This is a genomic window from Pseudomonas palmensis (genome assembly GCF_049942755.1).
GTDB classification, from domain to species: domain Bacteria; phylum Pseudomonadota; class Gammaproteobacteria; order Pseudomonadales; family Pseudomonadaceae; genus Aquipseudomonas; species Aquipseudomonas palmensis.
The window spans coordinates 733,101-752,661 of the sequence record NZ_CP187958.1; the positions used below are offsets into that span (position 1 = coordinate 733,101).

Below are 19,561 nucleotides of genomic sequence, written 5' to 3' on the forward strand. Positions count from 1 at the left end.
TGGAGGCCATCATGCACCCATCCCCCCTGTTCCAGATCGAGGAATGCCCAGACCTGTACGTCGACGCCTGCGTGTGCGACGAGCAGCGCAACCTGGTGTTCATTTCGGCCTGGGGTCGTGACACCGCCCTGCAGGAGTTTCTGGCCAGGCTCACGCTTGGCCGGGAAGACAACGGCCTCGAGCAGTTTCACATTCTCGTCGACGGGCGGAGTATCCCCGTCTTCCCCAACCAGGACCAGCTGGAAAAGCGCACCACACAGCAATTCCGCGGGACTTTGTTCGGCAGCATGTTGCACCTCTGGCTGTTCGATCGACGCGCCTCGGTGCCCGACCAAGCCAATCACTTCGCCTTCGCCCTCTTGGAGCGAAATGAAACCCCACACCATCGACTCTGGCCGCTGGTGATCGAGACCTGCCCGCTTCCCCTTCTCTCCCACTGGCGCGAGCCCGTGATGGAAGTCCTCACCCAGCACCAGATGCTGATCGCCCTCCCTGGAGCGGTCGGCAATGTCTGCGCCTGGCGACTCGCCATGAAGCTCGAGGTACTCGAGCCTGCTGTCGGAGAGCTGATTCGCCAGGGCGTACTCACCACTGAAGCTCAGGCGCCTGCCTGAGCTCATTCACCAACTCAAAGGACTCCCTATGGCCCTCATGTTTCCGCGCCTGGCGCACAACTTTGCCCGCAACGGCTACTACCCCAGCGATGAAATCACTCTTGAACGCACCCTGCAGGCACTCACTCCCGCCACTTCGGGCAGGATGAGGATCTGCGACCCTTGTGCCGGTGAGGGTGTTGCCCTTGCTGAAGCGGCTCACTTCCTGGGCCGCGATCAGGTCCAAGCGTTCGCGGTCGAGTACGATCGCGAACGCGCGGATCACGCGCGAGGTCTGCTCGACCGGGTGCTACACAGTGACCTCTTCGACACCTTGATCAGCCGTCAGTCGTTCGGCTTGCTCTGGCTCAACCCACCCTACGGTGACCTGGTCGCAGATCACTCCGGTGCATCACAGTACCAAGGCAGCGGCCGCCGGCGCTTGGAGAAAGCCTTTTATCAACGCTGCCTCCCGCTTCTGCAGTACGGCGGTGTTATGGTGCTCATCGTTCCTCACTACGTGCTGGACGACGAGTTGACAGGATGGCTGAGCAACCACTTCGCCGAACTGCGCGTGTACGGTGCTGCAGACCCCACCTTCAAACAGGTGGTGATCTTCGGCATTCGCGTACGCCGGCAAGACCTGGCTCGGGCCACCACCAACCAGGTGAGGTCCCGCCTGCAGGCGATCGGCGCTGGGCAGCAACCGGCCGAGGAGATCCCTGCCACCTGGCCATGGGAGCCGTATCTCGTTCCGTCAGTTTCCAGCGAGCTGGAGCACTTCTACCGCATTACCCTGGAGCCGGAGCAATTCGCCACCGAGATTCTGCGGCTGCGAGGCCTCTGGCCCGACTTCAACTTGCATTTCGGTCAGGCCGGCCTTCAACCCCGAGCCCCTGTCCGCGAGCTTTCTCGCTGGCACCTCGCTCTGGCCCTGGCCGCCGGCGCAATCTCGGGTGTTGTACGTTCGAAGTCGGGCCGGACCTTGGTCGTGAAGGGTGACACCTACAAGGACAAGGTGCGCAAGACCGAATTCACCGAGGATGAGAAAGGCAACGTCTCAGAAGTCAGGATCCTCACCGACCGGTTTATTCCGATCATCCGCGCTTGGGAGATGACGCCCTCCTCGGAGAACCACGGCCACGTGATGATCATCAGCTCCTCGCCGGCGAGCATCGACGAAGCGCCTGCAGCTGATGAGCCAGTTGCAACGTCACTGTTCAACCCGGGGCAGATCAGGATGAGCCCCGCTGTCAGCCATCTGGTCGAAACCGGGCAGCTCAATCCTACTCCTGCCCTGAAACGCCATCTAGCTGGCGACTGGGGCGAGCTATGCGATGACGATCGAGCCTCCAATCAGCTTGCGCTTACCCACGGAGACCGTTTGTTCTCAGGCTACGACATCGACGCGGGCGACGAGTCCAGGCTCTGGATCATCACCGAAGCCGACCGCAGCTCCACCACCCTGCTGCTTCCCAGCGACTACTGACCCACGCCGCAACGGCGACAACCCCACACCGACCCACAGGGTATGCCCATACCCGCTGGGGTTTGTGCATGCCCTGCCTTCCCTGCAGGAGATGCACATGAACGCACTGACCCAAGCAGCCGCCTCGGCCAACTCCCCACTGAATATCAACCTGACGGATTTCATCGACGAATTCGGCGATGAGCTACTGGAGTCGCTCAACCGCTCCAACCCTCCGGTTTATACCGGCAGCATTAACGAACAGCGCCAGGCCGTGATGGCAAGTCTCAAGCGCACGCCATTCGTGGCGCAAGCTGAGGTTGTCCAAGCCATCACGGCGCTTCTGCTCGATCGCAACGAGCAAGCTGCGATCATCAACGCCGAGATGGGTACCGGGAAGACGATGATGGCCATCGCAGTCGCTGCCGTGCTCCACGCGGCAGGCTACCGTCGAACCCTCGTCATCTCACCACCCCACCTGGTCTACAAGTGGCGGCGCGAGATCCTGGAGACCACGCCAGGCGCCCGCGTCTGGGTGCTCAACGGCCCGGACACCTTGATCAAGCTGCTTAAACTGCGTGACCAGGCGGGGGAAACCTATGACGGCCGGCCGGAGTTCTTCATCCTCGGCCGCGTCAGGATGCGGATGGGTTTCCACTGGCGACTCGCCTGCTGGAAGCGGCGCACTGCAGGTGGCCAGCGGCTGGCGGCATGTCCAGATTGTGGCCGGGGCCTCGAGGACCTGGAAGGCAACCTGGTCACCGTGGATGAATTCGAGCGCGGTGATCGCCGTCGCAACTGCACTGCCTGCAACGCTGCCCTCTGGACGCTTATGCGCCCAGGCAAAGCCGATGGTGGAGACCGACGATCGACAATCCTGAAGTCGATGTGCCGGATACCAACGATCGGCCCGGTCCGGGCGGAACGGCTGCTGAACGACTTCGGCGAGGACTTCCTGGCCTCAATGCTGGTCGACAACGTCTCAGAGTTCATCAACTTGATGGACGCGAAAGGCAACTTCGTCTTCAGCGATCGCCAGGCCAAGCGCATGGAACGGGCGATGGCCAACATCGAGTTCGGGTTCGGCGAAGGCGGCTATCAGCCGACAGAGTTCATCAAGCGCTACCTACCCGATGGCTTCTTCGACCTGCTGGTGGTCGACGAGGGGCATGAGTACAAGAACAGCGGTTCGGCCCAGGGCCAGGCCATGGGGGTGTTGGCCGCGAAGGCGCGTAAAACCGTGCTTCTCACCGGGACCCTGATGGGTGGTTACGCCGACGACCTGTTCTACCTTCTGTTCCGCATACTCACCCTGCGCATGATCGAGGACGGCTACCGACCCAACGCACGCGGCAGTATGGCTCCTGCAGCCATGTCGTTCATGCGCGATCACGGCGTGCTCAAGGACATCTACACCGAGCGCGATGGCGATTCGCACAAGACCGCCAAGGGCAAGAAGCTGTCAGTACGCACCGTGAAAGCCCCAGGCTTCGGCCCTAAAGGCATCCACCGGTTCGTGCTGCCATTCACCGTGTTCCTGAAGCTCAAGGATATCGGTGGCAATGTGCTGCCCAACTACCGGGAGGAGTTCATCGACGTGCCCATGGCGCCGGAGCAGGCCTCGGCCTACCTGCGCTTGGCGGCCACGTTGACAGCTGAACTCCGCCAGGCTCTGGCCCGGAGAGACACCACCCTTCTGGGAGTGGTGCTCAATGTGCTGTTGGCCTGGCCGGATTGCTGCTTCCGATCGGAGATGGTCAAACATCCTCGCACCCGAGACACGCTAGCCTTTGTGCCGGCGCTCTTCGGCGACGATGAACTGATGCCCAAGGAGCAGGCGCTGCTGAACCTGTGCCTCGAGGAGAAAGCGAACGGCCGCAAGGTCCTTGCATACACCGTCTACAGCGGGACGCGCGACACCACGTCCAGGTTGAAGAAGGTCCTCGAGCAAGCCGGTCTGCGCGTTGCGGTACTGAGGTCCACGGTTGAAACGGCTCGGCGCGAGGACTGGATCCTCGACCAGGTCGACCGCGGTGTCGATGTGCTACTCACCAACCCGGATCTGGTCAAGACCGGGCTGGACCTGCTGGACTTCCCGACCATCGCGTTCCTGCAGACGGGGTACAACGTGTACACCTTGCAGCAGGCAGCGCGTCGGTCGTGGCGGATCGGGCAAAAGCACCCAGTGCGCGTGGTCTTCTTCGGCTATGCCGGCAGCTCGCAGATAACCTGTCTGCAGCTGATGGCCAAGAAGATCGCAGTGGCTCAGAGCACTTCGGGAGATGTCCCAGAGTCAGGACTCGACTCATTGAACCAGGATGGGGATTCGGTGGAAATGGCTTTGGCCAGACAACTAATTGCAGCGTAAATTCGGCCACCCATTCGGGTGGCCTCTTCATTGATGGACTTCTGGTTTTGTTCGGATGACTATACTGCGCTTCAAAATTGTCTTTTGGCACTGTTATTGAGGAACTGTAGTCCCTCTGACCATCAATCAGATTCTGCTAAACGAATAAGTGAGCCAAACCCGCAATCCCAAAGATAAAGCCTACGAGCAGCGTCACTCTGAAACGCTTCTGGTAGGGGCGATAATGGGAGCTTTCAATCTGCTTGAACTCTGCTGCTCCGATCTCAACCTCCCTCCTAGCGTGCAAGGCGATTTGCAAACTACGCTTAGATAGTTCTGGATTCCGCTTCGCTTCAACGTAACGTGAATAGTTCCAGTACGAACACCAAAGTGCTCCAGCGCACAGCGTCCATATTACGGACTGGATGATGAAGACTCCCATAAATTTTCCTGCTTGATCCTAGGGTGCGAAAAGCATCCCTCTCTACTGGCTAAGCCCCGGTTTTCAGGCCAGGGCTTAGGTTGCAGCTGAGCAATTTTTTTGCCTACCCGACTCAGTCGACAGTGCGGGTGCGCCACTGCGCCTCTCTGCTCTTTGCAACATTTCCTATACGCCCCACCACGCAGTGATACCTCCGGCCTCAACAAACAGAGCCGCCACCTCTTCCCCACAGATAGGGCAGTCAATATCCTCACGTTCTTTACCGCCTGGATACTCACGGCTAAGGGTGTTTTTTTCAAACACCGTCTGGCATTTAGGGCATTGGTACATTGGCGACAACTCCATTTCCGCTTTGCCACGGGCGCGAAAGCCGCACCCCTCTACGGCCTCGGCCCCACGTTTTGACGGCGGGGCTTTGACGTACCTAGGCGATATCCTCGGTTTTCATTGTGGCTCAGCGTCTCATGGGTTCTAGAACGCAAGGCCATCATCGGGCCGGCCGGTGCGTGCCACCATTCTCAAACCACACGCAACTATTCTGTCCGTTTCGATAACCATCCTAGCGGGTAGTATTGCCGGTACTGACGTCCAGATAGACCTTGTTGCTGTTGGTCATGCCGCCACAGTAAGTGAAGTAGGCATTGGGCCCTTGTCTGGTGGACTTCATCCATCCACCCATCTCTAGGAAGTCACCCTCTGTGCAGGTGCGGGCATCGATCAATTTCCGGGCCGCGGTGGCGAACTCGGCCTGGTGCAGGCGGAAATCGTCAGAATCTTTGACCAGTTCTGCGTCCCCGCTGGCGCCTTCTGACGGATCTGCTGGGCGTTCCGAGCTGAGCTGTTTGGATAACACCCACTCAGCCAAGTCCCCATCTACGATGCCGTTGGCCTGTGTGCAGGCTTTGTTTCCCCGTTTTACGTATTGGCTGTTGCCGAATGAATTGCACGACGCCGAGTAGGGCTTGCTGATGCGACTCCATGTTCCGTTGACCTCGTACACGGTGACACCCTCTCGGAACATCAACTGGCCGACAGCCCCACACTTTTCAGAAGGGCAGGTTCTTCGTTCCAAGCGATCTGAGGTAACCCAGAGTTTGGACTCAGCCGAAACAGAGGTCGCGCCGGCGGCCAGAGCAACCACTACAGCCAGCGCCTGGATTGGAGTTCGAATACTTCCTTTGCTCAGCGACTTGATTATAAGGTTGTCGGTCACGCCTTTACTCATCGGTTCGGATCCTCACAGGGGGATGGTCGGGGGCGCTAACACGCCCCGGTACCGCGAAAGCCCGCGCTGGGCGGGCTGTCGATCTACAACGTTTTCCTCAGTCCTCCGTAGGCCAGCTACAGTCTTGATCCTCAATCAGCATGAAACCAAACCCACTGACCAGTTGACGGACAACGCGCCCGGCGATCACCTTCCCGTCCGGTAACTGAAGCCGGGCCGAGGTCGGCCCTTTGGCGAGATCCAACCGAAGGTCTGAACCAATGCTGACCTCAACCTCTTGACCCAACCCAGGATTGTTGACCTTTAGCTCGACTCCAGGCCGGTCGGCAATGCGGGTCAGGCCTGGCACTTCGCCGTAGCGCAGCATCAGATCAACGGGCCCTTGATACGAAAACAAATTCATACAGTCAGTCCTTTGATGAATTGGACGCCAGTGCGGCATCCTTCTACTGCCGCTGCCCAGCATGAGCTGGGCTTGGGCGTACCTGGGCGACTTCCCAGATTCCTGCTTACTAGGCTCACTCAGCAGCGCGTGTACGCAACTGCGCCTCGGCCTGCTCATAGAGGGCCTCGGTCAGGGCCTCCTCCGCCTCCGCCTTGAGGGGTGTGCAATGCGTCCGTAGATCGCTCACGCCGGTGAAAGCCTGCTTTAACTCCACCGACCAATTATCAGGATTGAGCGCATGTACCGCCTTGCGGTATGCATTGAAATGCTCCAAGTCTCGACCACTCAGGGTCAGCTGAATCGTTAGCGATTCTGTCAGCGGAGTCGGCGCGGGCGTCGGGATGGGCTCTTTGCCAGGGCGGTGCATGTGTTGGGTTCCTTTTTCTTACTCAATCATGAGAGCCGAAAGTGGCCCTACTCCTACGGCATCGGCCCAGCATTGCTTGGCTTGAGCGTACCTTGGCGTTTTCCTATCCTGACGGGATCATGCGGCAAGGATGCGGCGAAGCATTCTTTCGGTCTCAGCATCATCGCTAGATTGACACCTTCCCGGAACTGATACCTGGAGCTGTTCGAGCCGAGAGAAGACACTGACCAGCCGCCTCGTAGCGTCACCTTAAAAAATTAAATTCACGCTGGCCTCTTGAAATCTACAGAAACGACGTCACTTCAGCATCATAAGGCCACTACGATGGAGCGTTCCATGGCGGCACATAGCGGTAGCATAAAAATTCTCAGCCTAAATGGTGGGGGGGCTAGAGGTCTGTTTACCATCAATGTGCTCGCTGAGATTGAGCGAATCATTGAACAACAGCCCGGGCAGTCGAACGTAAAAGCAGGTGAGTACTTCGACCTGATTACTGGCACCTCAATTGGTGGAATTCTGGCGTTAGGGCTCGCAGCCGGAAAAAGTGCAAGGGAGCTAGAGGCGGTCTTCCGTGTCCAGGCCCCCCTAATCTTTCCGCGTATCAGCTCTTGGCGGAAAAAATGGAAGGCTGCTTTTAGTGCTCGATACAGCAGCGAACCACTTTATGACGCCGTCGTAAGCATGATTGGAGCCGAAGCCACATTTGGTGACTTGACACGTCGTGTCATGATTCCCGCTGTGAACCTCTCGACCGGCAAACCCCAATTTTTCAAAACTCCTCACAATCCGGCGTTCAATCGTGACAGCCGCCTCAAGCTGATAGATGCAGCAATGGCTACATCGGCTGCACCTACCTATTTTGCGCCTCATCATTGCGTGGACTTGGATGCGTACTTCGCCGATGGAGGCTTGGTTGCAAACAATCCAAGCTTCATCGGACTACATGAAGTTTTCCGGGACATGACCAGCGACTTTCCGGATGCAACAGTTGCCGATGTCAGGATATTGAATATCGGCACTCTGGGTGAGGAGTATACGGTCAGTCCAGCCGCGCTGGAGTCAAAACGCAACAACGGCTATCTCGGGTTGTGGGGCATTGGTGAGCGGTTGGTGCTGACTACCATGACCGCGAATCAGCAGCTTCATAAAGCAATGTTGGAGCGGGAGCTCAGAACCCATAACGCATCAGAAAATTACGTCTATCTGGACGATATCGTTCCTAACGAGGCAGCATCCGACATCACTCTGGATAACGCCAGTGAAAGTACCTTGCGTAACCTCGCTAGCCGGGGAAAACAGCTGGCTACGAACGAGTTCACCAAGAACCTTTTATTGCAAGCTTTCTTCAAACAACAGGCAGCGCCCTTTACTGTATCTGGCCCCGTTCAGCAGGAGCAAAAGCTATGAGCTGGAATTTCCACCGCTATTACAACGACAGCACTGACGGGCTCATTGGTAAGTTGAGATTAGCAGAGCCTCGTGTCGCGAAGCTTAAAGGGTTGCGTGACCTAGTCCGAAACCGCACAAAAGATGTTTTCAACGAAGCGAAAGAGGTCGTCAAAACATTCAGCGCGAGCACCTCTCTCGAAAGTATTACAGCTCGAGTGGCGAACACTCGACTGAAATATCTTAGCCCTCAAGCTCAGGCTGAAGCGGCAAAGCTTCTCAGAGACATGGATGATGAAGCACGGAAAGCCTTCCTGGCTCTTACACCGCGCTTCTGGACGCAGGGGAGTTTTCAGTACGATACACTAAATTACCCATACGCCACTCCGCCTCAGGAAATGGATATAGATGATGGCACGTACCTCCCAATGACCATCTTTGAAGATCGCCCCATCATTGGGCACCAACTGCTCCTGCTTCTTGTGGACTCATCCCTGAAGTCGTTGGTGCATGAAAACGAAGGCTGGCAATTTGAGGCCAAGCGAACCTGTGCTCGAATCAAAATTCCCGCAGAGCACACACACATTGATGTCCCTATGTATGCAATTCCAAAAGACCAATTTTTGCTCAAGGAAGCAGCCCTGGCGAAAAGTCGGAGTACGGTCTTTGATTCGATAAATGGGTCGCTTTCATTAGAGAGTGCCGACTATGAACTAGATGAGGACTGCGTTAACCTGGCGTTGCGCGAAGGCGATCAAAAGTGGATGAAGAGCGATCCAAAAATTGTCGAAGACTGGTTCAACGATAGCTGTCGGCGTATTGGTCCTCACCTGCGCAATATTTGCCGCTTTATGAAGGCGTGGCGAGATGTTCAATGGGAAAAGGGTGGTGGCCCTTCGTCCATTTCACTAATGGCCGCTACCGTCAGTATTCTCGATCGTATTGCACATGATAAAAATGATCTTGGGGCAACGATGCGAATGCTCGCAAAGTACCTCCCTGACGAGTTCTCAAATGGGGTGGAAAGCCCAGACCACACTGACGAAAAGCCGCTGTTTCCGCCGCGAATCGAGCACGGAGAGCGTGAGTTGGAGATCATGGCGAGACTCTCTGAGCTATACGGTATTTTGATTGATGCTCAGCAGAGCTCATCTAAAGAGCTCGCTCTCAAATCCATTAATCGTGCGTTTGGCCAGCGGGTACTAAAAAGCGACCTTATAGTAAGTGAAAAGTCTGCCCCTGCGTTTGCCAATCAGCCTACACGTGGCTCCCAAGCTACGACCATCAGCACCACCATGGCGAGCGGTTAACACTGGATGCTTAGTGAACTTCATCAGGTATTGCTGGGATGCGGGTATCAATACACCAAAGCCCAGCACATCCCTGAAGGCACGCCTCTGCGTCTCCTCAACCCCGCCAAAGGCTTTTACGTCAAATCTTATGGAACTATGGGGGGCGAATTCAGCATTGCTTTGAGTCTCCCTATAGATCCCTATATCACTTTACCTAATGCGTACATTCTCAAAAAGCCTGACCGGTACAAGAGTCGATTGCTGCCACATGTCAATCTTGGGTGGTACCTGTGCTATGCCCGAGAGATGGAAGCTGACTGGGATGCGAATAATCTGCGGGAGCTCTATCTGCAGGTCGATTACCAAATCCAAACAACGCTAGATGCCGCAGTCAACTCAGCGGATCAAGGTTCACCCGATGACCGGGAATTGGAGGGCGAGTTCTCATCCTATTGGCTGCCCAGAAAGAAGCTATATCTTCTCTCAGATGCATCAGAAAAATTAGAAATGCAATGCTATGTGACTCTCAATGAGAATGGATTAGCAAGCCCAGAAAAGGCCTCAGGTGAGGAGTGGGTTGCCTATGAGAAAGAGGACGAAAGCGAATTCAATGAGTGGTTACGGCAGAGACGCCTTACGAAGCAAGACGGAAGGACGATTCTCACAAGCTATTTCAAAATCAACCCTTCCCGCCTAGCTGGTGTGAAATGGCCGCCAGAAAATCTCGGGGAGCTCCTGCAGTGGCTTACCGAGGTAGATTTGAGTGCTCGTAGCCGCTTGCTGGATCACTTTGTGAATAATCCGGTGAAACGACATGTGCTTCTTTTCGATGTTCGTCACCAGGACTTAGTAGGGCTCTTTATTGAACTCGATATCGCTGCGACGGGATTGAATGCCTATCCCCAGAAAAACAACCGGAAGAAGTACACGGGGCGGGTAGTCAAATCGAAGACGCTGATCACATGTCTTTCCGCAAAGCGCTCAGTTCATAAATTCTTTCGACTTGGGGTAACCAGAGCAGACAGAAAGACGATTTTGGGCCGCAACCGCCGTCGATCAGCGACCGGCGACTTGAGTACTAAACGCATTGCGCTCCTAGGCTGTGGAACCATAGGTGGGTATCTATGTGGGTTGCTGCTTCGCTCTGGCGCAGGTTGCGGAAACGCTCGATTTGATCTCTACGACGACGACTCATTCGGCCCTCAAAACTTTGGACGCCATCCACTCTCAACCGTGAACTTTGGGCAGAACAAAGCAGAAGCTTTAGCTGCAACGCTCAAATCCTCTACACATTTGAATTGTAAGGTAGAGGGAAAACCCTCTCACTTTTCAATTACCCCTGAGCTGCTGAAACAGTATGACATCGTCATTGATGCAACTGGCCGGCCTCCAGTCGCTAAACGCTTGGCTCACGTAGTTCGCACAATACCAAACGACAAGCGCCCCAAAATTGTTCACGGATTCAATGACGGTAACGGTCGCTCATCGAAAGTGATGATTGACGACGGTAGTTGCTGCTATGGGTGCATGGTTACCGACCCCGCCTTTTACAATAATGGCTTGGACCTACGGTTCAGCAAAATCAATACGGACAAGGAACGCTTCGTCAGTTGCGGGAATACCTTCACACCCTATGACGCAGCGGTCAGCGTTATCTCTGCGGCGATGATGCAGGAAGCTGTACTTTCAATTTTGGAGCCAAACCTTAGTTGGACGTACAGCGAGCACATGCTAGACGGCAGTCGTTCCAAGCAAACTCGACTCTTACCTCGACAACGCAACTGTCCCATTTGCCATGATTGACATTGAACTTACATTTACAGATAAACATGGTGGGTTGCTTGTGATCATGCCCACTCCTCTAAAGAAAATGCTGGCCTACCGCCAATTAGGTCGGTTTAGCACCGAAGCTGCCGGTGTACTCATCGGAGAGCGTCGAGGACCTCACTTGGTGGTGCATGAGATATCCGAGCCTGGACCTGGCGATATCAGGCGCCGATGCTTTGTGGACAGAAGAGGGGCGCATCATCAGATTGCTGTAGATGAAGCCTTCATTAGCTCGTCAGGGATGCTTCAATATCTTGGAGAATGGCATACCCACCCGGAGGACTCCCCCTCTCCTTCATCTACAGATTTAGGCTCATGGCAGCGGCATCTGATTGGCGGCCATGAAAAAATGGTCTTATTGATAATAGGTCGTAAGGAAATCTGGGCAGCCAAAAAGGACGCTCGAATAATTACTCCTCTTTATGTGGCTTAACAAAGGCTCTTCACTTTAAGTTTTCGAAAAGGCGCAGCAATTGCAAAGAAAAAAGATCATTGTTCGGACGATACTAAGTGGCGGACCGCTCATGGCCGCTCTCTGCCGATAATGGTTACAAAGCGCACTGGTCAAATCCAATGCAATCGGTGATCAGAGCGGATGCAAACGAGAATTCAAGCGGAGGTAATTTAGCAAAGAGCTCTAATTAACTCACTTAAATTTCGTACTTTTCTCAATAAACCTGTAAACCTCAGCATTCTTTCGTGACCACTATCAGCGATTGAGTCGAGCTGCCAGGGATTTGTTATCGAGCACCGTCTGCTCCAATTCTCGTACACGCTCCCACAACTGAAGATTCTGTGTAAGAACTCGGTTACTTTGCTTCTGACTCATTGCAAGTTCAGTGGGCGAGGCGTTGGGCTGGCGAGTCACCTTCCTCAGCATTGGCGCAGTGGCGCTGGCCACCATGCTGTGCTAGATGAGTTCGTTGCCGCTCCTGCCGAGTCAGAACTCGGGGTCCTTGCATAGCCTGCCCGTGTTGTTCAAGCGGCCGGCGCTGGTGTAGGCTCTCAAAATAGATGACTCAGGTTTGTTACTGAACTGGCTTTCGCTGGGCGATTCGGCGATGGAAGAAGATTTGTACGAGGTCAACTCAATGTGCCAGTTTGCTCAGCTGACGCTCAGCGCTCAGGGGCCTCGAAGACACGACGATCATGATTTTCCGGCAATTGCTGGAGAAGCATCAACTGGCGGCAGGCATCCTAGAAACCATCAATGCCTACCTGCACTTGCTGCACCAGGGCATTGAGGCAAAGTCTAACCAAGTGTTGTAGAGTATCTAGACACTTATTGCAAACTCAACCTAGCATAGCCAGCCGGCCTAAAATGCAAAAAAATAGACTTGAGAAGCCATTTAACAATTTTACAAAGGAGCAGTCGTAGTGGCAACAAAAAAAGGAATAAGAAAGAGCTCGTCAACCATTGATCCTACAATTTACTTTGCGAGCCACAAATCTAATCCGGCCATTAAGATTCTGCGCAAACTTTCCGAATTGAATGCTGCAAGTCGTCCAGATCTCATATTTAGCCTTTCGGCTAATCGACTGCTGCCTAAAACATTACTGCCGATTTATAACGAAAGCAATTACTACAACGCCTACTCGATCACCAGACATGTCAGCAAAGAGAATAGCGTTTTCTGGATTCTTGGCCTATTCAAAAACTCATCAAAAATACTGAAAAAATTTGTACGTTTAAGAGAGCAGTTTAACAGTCATCTTCTGGCAAGTGATATTGAAAGCTCTAAAGCTGTCCTGGACTCTTTAGATTCCGTTTCTCTTAGTTGGTGGTCGATGGAAAATCGAGCACACTTAATTAAAGAAATAGACAAGCAGGACACCAAAGAATACCTAAAAGACTTGGAGCGTTTTTTTCCAGGCTCAGACGTCAAGAACAAGCTTAATGACTTGATCCTTCTTTCAGAAAGTAGTTCTGTCGGTTTTTTCATTGAAAGTATTACTGAAAGACTATCGGAGTTCCGAAACTCAGGAGACGGCGTAGCTAGTGATTGGGCGTCCAGTGTATCAACAATGATGCTTCCAATCATGTACGATGTTGAACGAGAGCTGGACCCATCAATCTTATACCAATATAGAAATGAATCTATATTTGATCAGTATGTGCTTTTCAAAAATATAATCATTGAAATGCATGCAAAAGGGAAGGTGCTACCAGATAGAATTTTCAAAATCGCGCACCAACTTGTTTATGATATCGGTGATAAGGAGCTAGTTCATCTAATGAATAAGCTGCCAAATTGCCAAGAGAGCGACCTGGTCAACTCAGTAGTCACAGAGTACACAAAAGGTGAATACAACACGGCTATTGGCCAAATTTCAAATGCTCTCAGCCTTCGATCCCCGGAAGTCTTTGGCCTGCTAGAAATTTATGCTAGAGCCAAAAAATATACCGCTACCGAATTTGGCTCAACCCTTTTTGATCAAATTGCAAGTGCCCTTGCGGATATAGTATCTGTTGATTCTACTAGTAGAGAAAAAATCGAATACTTAACGAGGCTGCTCGTTAAATTTAGAAATGAGTCGTGGTGTAAGTCGTTAAGCTTTCACTTACTTTCAATTCTATCCGAGATACACGGATCTGCAAAAATTGAGCTTAGTCGAAGAATAATTGGTGGTTTAAGAGAGATCAATACCCCTAAAGCTAGCAACCAGAATTTCACACTAACCTTAAATAACAATATTGCATTGCAAGAAGTCCCATATCATCGAGCAGTGAAATATGATCTTAAGAAACAGTTATCTATGGAATTGGAACGCAGTCAGTTTCCGATGCTATCCGACTATCTTCAGCAACAATCAAAACTGTATATCACTAACAAAGAGTGGAGTAAATTAATTGATTTCTCTATTCGCGAGTACCTATCTAACAAAATTGCATTTTTCTACATACCTATCAGCCGACTCTGCAGTGAGATTGTAACCCTTTCTCCAAAAGGTATAAATGCCTCTACTATCGCATCAATCGTAGTCCTGGATATTTATGGCCGAGAATTCAATAGTGCATACGACGACTACAAAACTGAACTTTTTGAAGAGTGGTTAGAAGGGCATAACACGCACCGTCCATCAAAAATATTTGATAGCGTTGAGCTGAGTGATGTAGATGAGTACTTTCTTACGAACATATGCACGCCCAACCAACTAGACAACATAGCCCTGTATAGCAGCAATCTTGAAGTAATCCATGAGAGGGTCACAATTCTTAACATACTGATCTCTAAAAGTAATCGCTCAAACACAAATCTTGTGAAAGAGAAGATCCGGATTATTGAAAACTTATTTGCAGATCAGTTTAGAACAAAAATCGAAACAGGCAAATTATTTGTCGATGTGCAAGCATTAGAAACACACCGCAAAAATATATATACCTCAATGTTTGAACAGGTAAAATCGATTGAGGGCGGAGTTATTTTGGATGAACTGGAGGATGATATAGCTACCAGTGCGTCCAAAGACATATTTAACCTAGAGAAAAAGACCGAAGGTGGCATTCAGCTGGTAGCGCCGACAAGCGAAAAAACAGATGCATTAGCGAAAATTTTTATACAGATCTCAAAAGACTTTTCGTCTAATGAGAACTATGGACTTGATAAGTATCTTAGTGCGGAAATTCGGCATGTAGTTTTTGAAGAACAGCTTAGGTCGTGTTTTGAAAAAACCAAACTCATAACCATGATGGAAGGAGGAGTTTACTCGTCCAATTTATTTTGGCACGCACGCTACAGCTATGTTCAATCAAATATACTAGACAAATTGGATGATGCCTTCAGGGATTTTTCGTCTGAGGTCGACAGTACCCTTAAGCAAATTAATAATAGGTTTAGAGTTGGTGCAGACTTTAAAAAATCAGGGGATTACATTTTTGACTATTCTCCTTATTATTCTTACTTGGTTGAAGTTTCCAGGATAGTTGATAGCAGCGGTGCGTATGATGATTTCTTCGCTAGTTTAATAGGCTTTATGTGGGAGCTGACAAACGAAAGCGCTCGGGAGGCCCAAGCATTAATTAACGACACCCTCAAGGTAAAGATTTTAAGTGAAATTGACACCTTGGAGCAGAAAATAATTCTGGCCAAAGGTAATGTCCCCATGAACGAATTAATGCAAGAGATTAGAGAGGCACGATCTCTATTTAGTAAGGCTATTGAAGTAGTTCTCAATTGGTTTAGATTCGTTGGAGCTGAGGATAGCACTAATTTTGAGCCTCTAGAAGTTGTGGTAGAGGCCGCCGTACGATCGGTAGACTCATTCTATAAACATAAAAATGTAAGCTTATCCTTAAATCAGGCGGGGTCTCGATTAGAACTAAGCTATAGGGAGGCTAGAGCTTTATTTGTTGCGCTTTTCACAGCTCTTGAAAATGCATTCCGCTATAACTTTGAGTCAAGACAGATCAGTGTATCTTTGGTTAAAAATAACAAAGCAGATATCATCGAAGTGCTAAATCACACCGAACCATCTCGCTTCATAAATCCAGAAGAATTTATTCAGGAGCAAAGAAGAAAGTGGAACGATCGAAACTCAAATCTAAGCAGGAAAGAAGGTGGCTCCGGACTATATAAAATTCACAATCTGCTATTAAACTCATCGAGTGGTTTTGAGTTTGATATTGCTTATGATCAGGGTGTTTTTTCAGCCATCATTAGGTTAAATCATGAACATTTTATTAGTGGAAGATAATCACTTTAAGCGCGACAAGGTAGTTGAATTCATCCTTCAATTTCCTGGCGTACGCGTTTCTGAAGCGGCCTCGTATAATAGGGGCCTAGCTGTAGCATCACAAGAAAAATTCGACCTGATCATTCTCGATATGAGTATGCCTACGTTTGATAGAACGGAAGCTGAAAGCGGCGGGAGATTTAGAGTTCTAGGCGGCAAGGAAATAGCGTCACGACTGAAAAAGCAAAATAAACTCTCTCCTTTTGTTGTTCTCACTGGCTACTCCAACTTTAGCGAGGGCAGTGACAAACTAAGTCTAGAGCAGATAAATGACTTACTAGCTATGTTTGAAGAAGACTATAAAGGCACTATATTTTTCGACTCTGCAAGCTCTGTTTGGAAAGACGAGTTGACTGCCACAATTGAGAGCTTATCGAATGATTAAAATTCTTATTGTTGACGACAACATTAAACGAACAGATCTGATATTGAGCGAAGTAAAAAGTCATGGTCTTTTAGACCGTGTGTCTATCACTGTATGCAACTCCGCGGACGCCGCAAGGCTTGAGTTGCTTTCGCTGTTTGATTTAATGTTTCTTGACGTCCTTCTTCCTAAGAAAAGCGATGGTATTCCTCAAGCAACTCATAGTCTAAACCTCCTTGAAGACATCTATAATCCAGCAAAAAAGTACTTGAAACCAAACTTAACTGTTGGTTTGACCGCAGAACTTCAGGATATAGGGGAGTACAAAGAGAAATTTGAAGAAAGATTTGCGATTGTAATTCCTGCATCCATGAACAGCACAGACTGGCTAAAAAAAATAGTCTACTCTATTGAAGGTGTTCTTGGTCACGAGCAAAAAGTAATTAGCCACAATATAGATAAGCTTTTGGTAACCGTTCATGGGATCCGTACCTATGGAAAATGGCAGAAATCACTTCAAGAATCGATCCACAAGTATTCTAGAGACTTCGAGCCAGTGGAGATGAAATACGGCTTCTTTGACCTGATCTCATTTTCCGTTCCTTATTTGAGGGATCGCAAAGCAGATAAAATAGCGACAAGACTTGTTAGCATCTTGAATGGCAACAAGGACAAGAATATATATATAGTCGCACATAGCTACGGGACCTATATATTGTCTCGTGCGCTATCTAGAAAGGAATTTTCTGGAAAAATAAAATTAACAATTTTATGTGGCAGTCCAATCCGTCATGGAGATAACATAGACCACATAGTTAATTCTTCTGAATTAACTATTAATGAATGCGGTGTGTCTGACTATGTACTTATGATGGCCCGCGCCTTGGTGATCGGCATGGGAGATGCGGGGAGAATTGGGTTCTCCAGAGAAAACAGCCGAAAGTTCATAAATAGATTTCATGCCGGAGGCCACTCACTTTATTTTGTTGAATCGGAGAAGCCAACCTTTTACGAAAAACACTGGATTCCCTTATTTACTACAGACTCACCCCCTACATATATCGACAATCGCACTGGCTTTATAGGCGAGGACTTTGTCGACCTTACAATTAAATTGTTCGGATTTGTAAAGCCTATTATTTACTTGGCGCCTATTTATTTTGGGGTTAACTATCTGATCGGATGAAGCCCCTGGGTCACGGTGGGTAGCAGTCACGAGGACAACATGACCGGTGCAACTGAGCAGATATGATCTGATCCGGTCAAAATTAAGATCCCTGTAAACCACTCTTTCGAGTTGTTAACCACTGTGGTTTACAGTTTAAAAAGTGGTTTATATGACGTCATAAATTTCAATTTTTGTCTTGGCTCCTGAGGCTCGTTCCGAAACGCCCAGCTGCCTTGAGATAGTAAGAAACAATACGTTCTGAGGTCAGCTACACTACCCATGAACCATGTCCAAGGCCTTGATCGCTACTTGGAATAAGGCTTGGATCATTCCCCCACTCACGAAGGCGCTGTCACCAAAATGACTCAAAAAACGCCAGTGCTATACCCAGATCATCCCATGTACACCGACGCTGTGGACGCAATGAGGCGGTACCACGAGGCACAGGCTTCTGGCAGGCCCGCGGAAGAACTCGAGCGGTTGCGTCAAATTGCAGAGTCGCAATTCCGAGCGGTGAACGAGTTCCAACTTAGATCTATATGTCACCCAGGCCAGGTTCATTGATAAACGCGAATCACTGTCAGTGCGCTGCAATCACCAGCCTTCACACCTACGCTTTAGACTTTGCTGCTATCCGTTAAAATCTACAAAGCAGCCGATTCTCTCGTGTCCAAGTTCGACCAGATGGGCGACTGCGGCACTGATCCCTTCGCGGTTATCTGCCCCGACATAGTGATCCTGATGCTTCGAGCTGCGGCGCTGTAGCAGTACGAACGGCGGTCCCTCGCAGAGCAATTTGCGTACCTCCGGCTCTTCACAGAATTGCGACAGCGATACGAGGCCATCGACCCTTCGGTCAATGAGCATCTTCATCTGGGCAATCTGTTTTTCCTGATTCGCGGGCCGCAACGCTCTTCTGCTGCGCAAGAGCGCCTTCGTGCATTCCAGGAGTGTTTGGACGCATATGGTGTGAAGTGCGACCCCGCGCTGATCGTTCAAGGAGATTACTCCTTGGACGGTGGCTACCTGGCAGCGAAGCAGTTCTTCGCCATGGAGAACCCGCCCACCGCGATCATTGCTGCGAATGACATGAGCGCCCTCGGGGTGATTAATGCTGCTGCTGAAGGGGGGGCGCCATTCCCAATGCGCTCTCGCTGGTTGGGTTGCTGGATGAGGCTGACCCACCGAACCAGGAAATCTGCTGCAGCCGGATGTTCGGCAAGAGAATGGCAGAACTGACGCCAATCAAGCAGGCGGTGGCCACCTATGCAGCACGAGCAGCCGAGAAGCTGCGGGCCCAAGGATCGGTGTGCAAACGCATGCGAGTGTCGATCCGCACCGGCATGTTCAATCCCAACGAACTGCATTTGGCGAAAGGGGCGCTGGTTGAGCTGCCTTACCCCACGAACGATACCCTATTGCTCACGCGGGCGGCGACTGAGGCTGTGGAGAAGGTCTACCAGGACGGTTACCGCTACAGCAAGGCCGAGGTTCTACTGCTCGATCTACGGCAACCGGGTGAGTTCACTGACGATCTGTTCGCGGCAACGCAACCAGTTGCCTGCGATCGCCTGATGTCGGTAATGGATGGCATAAACCAGCGGTACGGCAAAGGCACACTGAGATCTGCCAACGTTCCAAGAAGCCCTGAGTGGGGCATGCGTCGGGAACTGCTGAGTCAGTCGTTTACGACCCGGTTAGATCAGCTATGGCGGGTTTACTGCAGATGAGGGTGGCGCGCCAGGCATTGGCCATGCTCTGTCTTAATGCAAAAAGCCCCGCCCTGGCGAACCAGAACGGGGCTTCCCCATTAATTAGAACCAGTCTTCATAATGGTCCCGCAGGAACTCGTACAGCTTGAAAGCTCTGTAACCATTCCAAACGAGGTCCCACAAACGTCCAA

Annotated in this window: 16 protein-coding genes and 3 pseudogenes; 15 read left to right on the plus strand and 4 right to left on the minus strand. The window is 51.2% G+C overall.

What is annotated here, in order from left to right:
- Positions 1 to 11: 11 nt before the first annotated feature.
- The 3 genes from ACPRTJ_RS03380 (at position 12) to ACPRTJ_RS03390 (ending at position 4,429) form a co-directional block, all read left to right on the plus strand.
- The gene (locus ACPRTJ_RS03380; RefSeq protein ID WP_426428091.1) at positions 12 to 614 is read left to right on the plus strand and encodes a hypothetical protein; all 603 of its coding nucleotides are present in this window, start codon (positions 12 to 14) and stop codon (positions 612 to 614) included.
- A 28-nt stretch (positions 615 to 642) separates the two neighbouring features.
- The gene (locus ACPRTJ_RS03385; RefSeq protein WP_426428092.1) at positions 643 to 2,082 is read left to right on the plus strand and encodes a DUF6094 domain-containing protein; all 1,440 of its coding nucleotides are present in this window, start codon (positions 643 to 645) and stop codon (positions 2,080 to 2,082) included.
- Positions 2,083 to 2,179: 97 nt separating this feature from the next.
- Positions 2,180 to 4,429, plus strand: a complete 2,250-nt coding sequence (locus ACPRTJ_RS03390; protein WP_426428094.1) for an SNF2-related protein — start codon at positions 2,180 to 2,182, stop codon at positions 4,427 to 4,429.
- A gap of 980 nt (positions 4,430 to 5,409) precedes the next feature.
- On the opposite strand, the gene ACPRTJ_RS03395 is transcribed toward ACPRTJ_RS03390, so the two are convergent.
- From ACPRTJ_RS03395 to ACPRTJ_RS03405, 3 genes are all read right to left on the minus strand, one after another.
- Positions 5,410 to 6,075: a hypothetical protein gene (locus ACPRTJ_RS03395; RefSeq protein ID WP_426428096.1), complete on the minus strand. Its 666-nt coding sequence runs from the start codon at positions 6,073 to 6,075 to the stop codon at positions 5,410 to 5,412.
- Between the two features lie 97 nt (positions 6,076 to 6,172).
- The gene (locus tag ACPRTJ_RS03400) at positions 6,173 to 6,478 is read right to left on the minus strand and encodes a hypothetical protein (RefSeq protein WP_426428097.1); all 306 of its coding nucleotides are present in this window, start codon (positions 6,476 to 6,478) and stop codon (positions 6,173 to 6,175) included.
- A gap of 115 nt (positions 6,479 to 6,593) precedes the next feature.
- Positions 6,594 to 6,887, minus strand: coding sequence for a hypothetical protein (locus ACPRTJ_RS03405; RefSeq protein ID WP_426428099.1), 294 nt, complete (start codon positions 6,885 to 6,887; stop codon positions 6,594 to 6,596).
- Positions 6,888 to 7,223: 336 nt separating this feature from the next.
- Here ACPRTJ_RS03405 and ACPRTJ_RS03410 point away from each other — a divergent pair, with 336 nt between their 5' ends.
- The 10 genes and pseudogenes from ACPRTJ_RS03410 (at position 7,224) to ACPRTJ_RS03455 (ending at position 18,222) form a co-directional block, all read left to right on the plus strand.
- Positions 7,224 to 8,294, plus strand: a complete 1,071-nt coding sequence (locus tag ACPRTJ_RS03410; RefSeq protein ID WP_426428101.1) for a CBASS cGAMP-activated phospholipase — start codon at positions 7,224 to 7,226, stop codon at positions 8,292 to 8,294.
- Entirely contained in the window at positions 8,291 to 9,583 is a 1,293-nt protein-coding gene (locus ACPRTJ_RS03415) for a CBASS cGAMP synthase (protein WP_426428103.1), read from the plus strand. Before ACPRTJ_RS03410 ends, ACPRTJ_RS03415 begins: the two co-directional genes overlap by 4 nt.
- 6 nt (positions 9,584 to 9,589) lie before the next feature.
- A complete protein-coding gene (locus tag ACPRTJ_RS03420; protein WP_426428105.1) occupies positions 9,590 to 11,368 on the plus strand; it encodes an E2/UBC family protein in 1,779 nt (592 codons plus the stop codon).
- Positions 11,361 to 11,825, plus strand: coding sequence for a Mov34/MPN/PAD-1 family protein (locus ACPRTJ_RS03425; protein ID WP_426428106.1), 465 nt, complete (start codon positions 11,361 to 11,363; stop codon positions 11,823 to 11,825). Before ACPRTJ_RS03420 ends, ACPRTJ_RS03425 begins: the two co-directional genes overlap by 8 nt.
- A gap of 406 nt (positions 11,826 to 12,231) precedes the next feature.
- Positions 12,232 to 12,390 (plus strand): annotated as a pseudogene (locus ACPRTJ_RS03430) (sugar transporter); the annotation flags it as partial.
- 27 nt (positions 12,391 to 12,417) lie between these two features.
- Positions 12,418 to 12,613, plus strand: a pseudogene (locus tag ACPRTJ_RS03435) (IS5/IS1182 family transposase); the annotation flags it as partial.
- A 156-nt stretch (positions 12,614 to 12,769) separates the two neighbouring features.
- On the plus strand, positions 12,770 to 16,087 hold the full coding sequence (locus ACPRTJ_RS03440) for a hypothetical protein (protein ID WP_426428108.1): 3,318 nt from the start codon (positions 12,770 to 12,772) through the stop codon (positions 16,085 to 16,087).
- Positions 16,062 to 16,511, plus strand: a complete 450-nt coding sequence (locus tag ACPRTJ_RS03445; RefSeq protein WP_426428110.1) for a response regulator — start codon at positions 16,062 to 16,064, stop codon at positions 16,509 to 16,511. Before ACPRTJ_RS03440 ends, ACPRTJ_RS03445 begins: the two co-directional genes overlap by 26 nt.
- A complete protein-coding gene (locus ACPRTJ_RS03450; RefSeq protein ID WP_426428112.1) occupies positions 16,504 to 17,676 on the plus strand; it encodes a hypothetical protein in 1,173 nt (390 codons plus the stop codon). Before ACPRTJ_RS03445 ends, ACPRTJ_RS03450 begins: the two co-directional genes overlap by 8 nt.
- A 342-nt stretch (positions 17,677 to 18,018) precedes the next feature.
- Positions 18,019 to 18,222, plus strand: coding sequence for a hypothetical protein (locus ACPRTJ_RS03455; protein WP_426429063.1), 204 nt, complete (start codon positions 18,019 to 18,021; stop codon positions 18,220 to 18,222).
- A gap of 66 nt (positions 18,223 to 18,288) precedes the next feature.
- On the opposite strand, the gene ACPRTJ_RS03460 is transcribed toward ACPRTJ_RS03455, so the two are convergent.
- Positions 18,289 to 18,657 (minus strand): hypothetical protein, encoded by a 369-nt coding sequence (locus tag ACPRTJ_RS03460; protein WP_426429170.1) that lies wholly within the window; start codon positions 18,655 to 18,657, stop codon positions 18,289 to 18,291.
- Here ACPRTJ_RS03460 and ACPRTJ_RS03465 point away from each other — a divergent pair.
- Positions 18,553 to 18,897, plus strand: coding sequence for a substrate-binding domain-containing protein (locus ACPRTJ_RS03465; protein WP_426429065.1), 345 nt, complete (start codon positions 18,553 to 18,555; stop codon positions 18,895 to 18,897). The genes ACPRTJ_RS03460 and ACPRTJ_RS03465 overlap by 105 nt on opposite strands.
- Positions 18,825 to 19,388: pseudogene (locus ACPRTJ_RS03470) on the plus strand (DUF4113 domain-containing protein); the annotation flags it as partial. The gene ACPRTJ_RS03465 and the pseudogene ACPRTJ_RS03470, both read left to right, overlap by 73 nt.
- Positions 19,389 to 19,561: the final 173 nt, after the last annotated feature.

Excerpts from the sequence above, each read along its gene's own strand:
- ACPRTJ_RS03445 (WP_426428110.1), top strand. The coding sequence starts at position 16,062 with ATGAACATTTTATTAGTGGAAGATAATCACTTTAAGCGCGACAAGGTA.
- ACPRTJ_RS03380 (WP_426428091.1), top strand. The coding sequence starts at position 12 with ATGCACCCATCCCCCCTGTTCCAGATCGAGGAATGCCCAGACCTGTAC.
- ACPRTJ_RS03450 (WP_426428112.1), top strand. The coding sequence starts at position 16,504 with ATGATTAAAATTCTTATTGTTGACGACAACATTAAACGAACAGATCTG.
- ACPRTJ_RS03410 (WP_426428101.1), top strand. The coding sequence starts at position 7,224 with ATGGCGGCACATAGCGGTAGCATAAAAATTCTCAGCCTAAATGGTGGG.
- ACPRTJ_RS03395 (WP_426428096.1), bottom strand. The coding sequence starts at position 6,075 with ATGAGTAAAGGCGTGACCGACAACCTTATAATCAAGTCGCTGAGCAAA.
- ACPRTJ_RS03455 (WP_426429063.1), top strand. The coding sequence starts at position 18,019 with ATGACTCAAAAAACGCCAGTGCTATACCCAGATCATCCCATGTACACC.
- ACPRTJ_RS03420 (WP_426428105.1), top strand. The coding sequence starts at position 9,590 with ATGCTTAGTGAACTTCATCAGGTATTGCTGGGATGCGGGTATCAATAC.
- ACPRTJ_RS03415 (WP_426428103.1), top strand. The coding sequence starts at position 8,291 with ATGAGCTGGAATTTCCACCGCTATTACAACGACAGCACTGACGGGCTC.
- ACPRTJ_RS03405 (WP_426428099.1), bottom strand. The coding sequence starts at position 6,887 with ATGCACCGCCCTGGCAAAGAGCCCATCCCGACGCCCGCGCCGACTCCG.
- ACPRTJ_RS03385 (WP_426428092.1), top strand. The coding sequence starts at position 643 with ATGGCCCTCATGTTTCCGCGCCTGGCGCACAACTTTGCCCGCAACGGC.
- ACPRTJ_RS03400 (WP_426428097.1), bottom strand. The coding sequence starts at position 6,478 with ATGAATTTGTTTTCGTATCAAGGGCCCGTTGATCTGATGCTGCGCTAC.
- ACPRTJ_RS03425 (WP_426428106.1), top strand. The coding sequence starts at position 11,361 with ATGATTGACATTGAACTTACATTTACAGATAAACATGGTGGGTTGCTT.
- ACPRTJ_RS03390 (WP_426428094.1), top strand. The coding sequence starts at position 2,180 with ATGAACGCACTGACCCAAGCAGCCGCCTCGGCCAACTCCCCACTGAAT.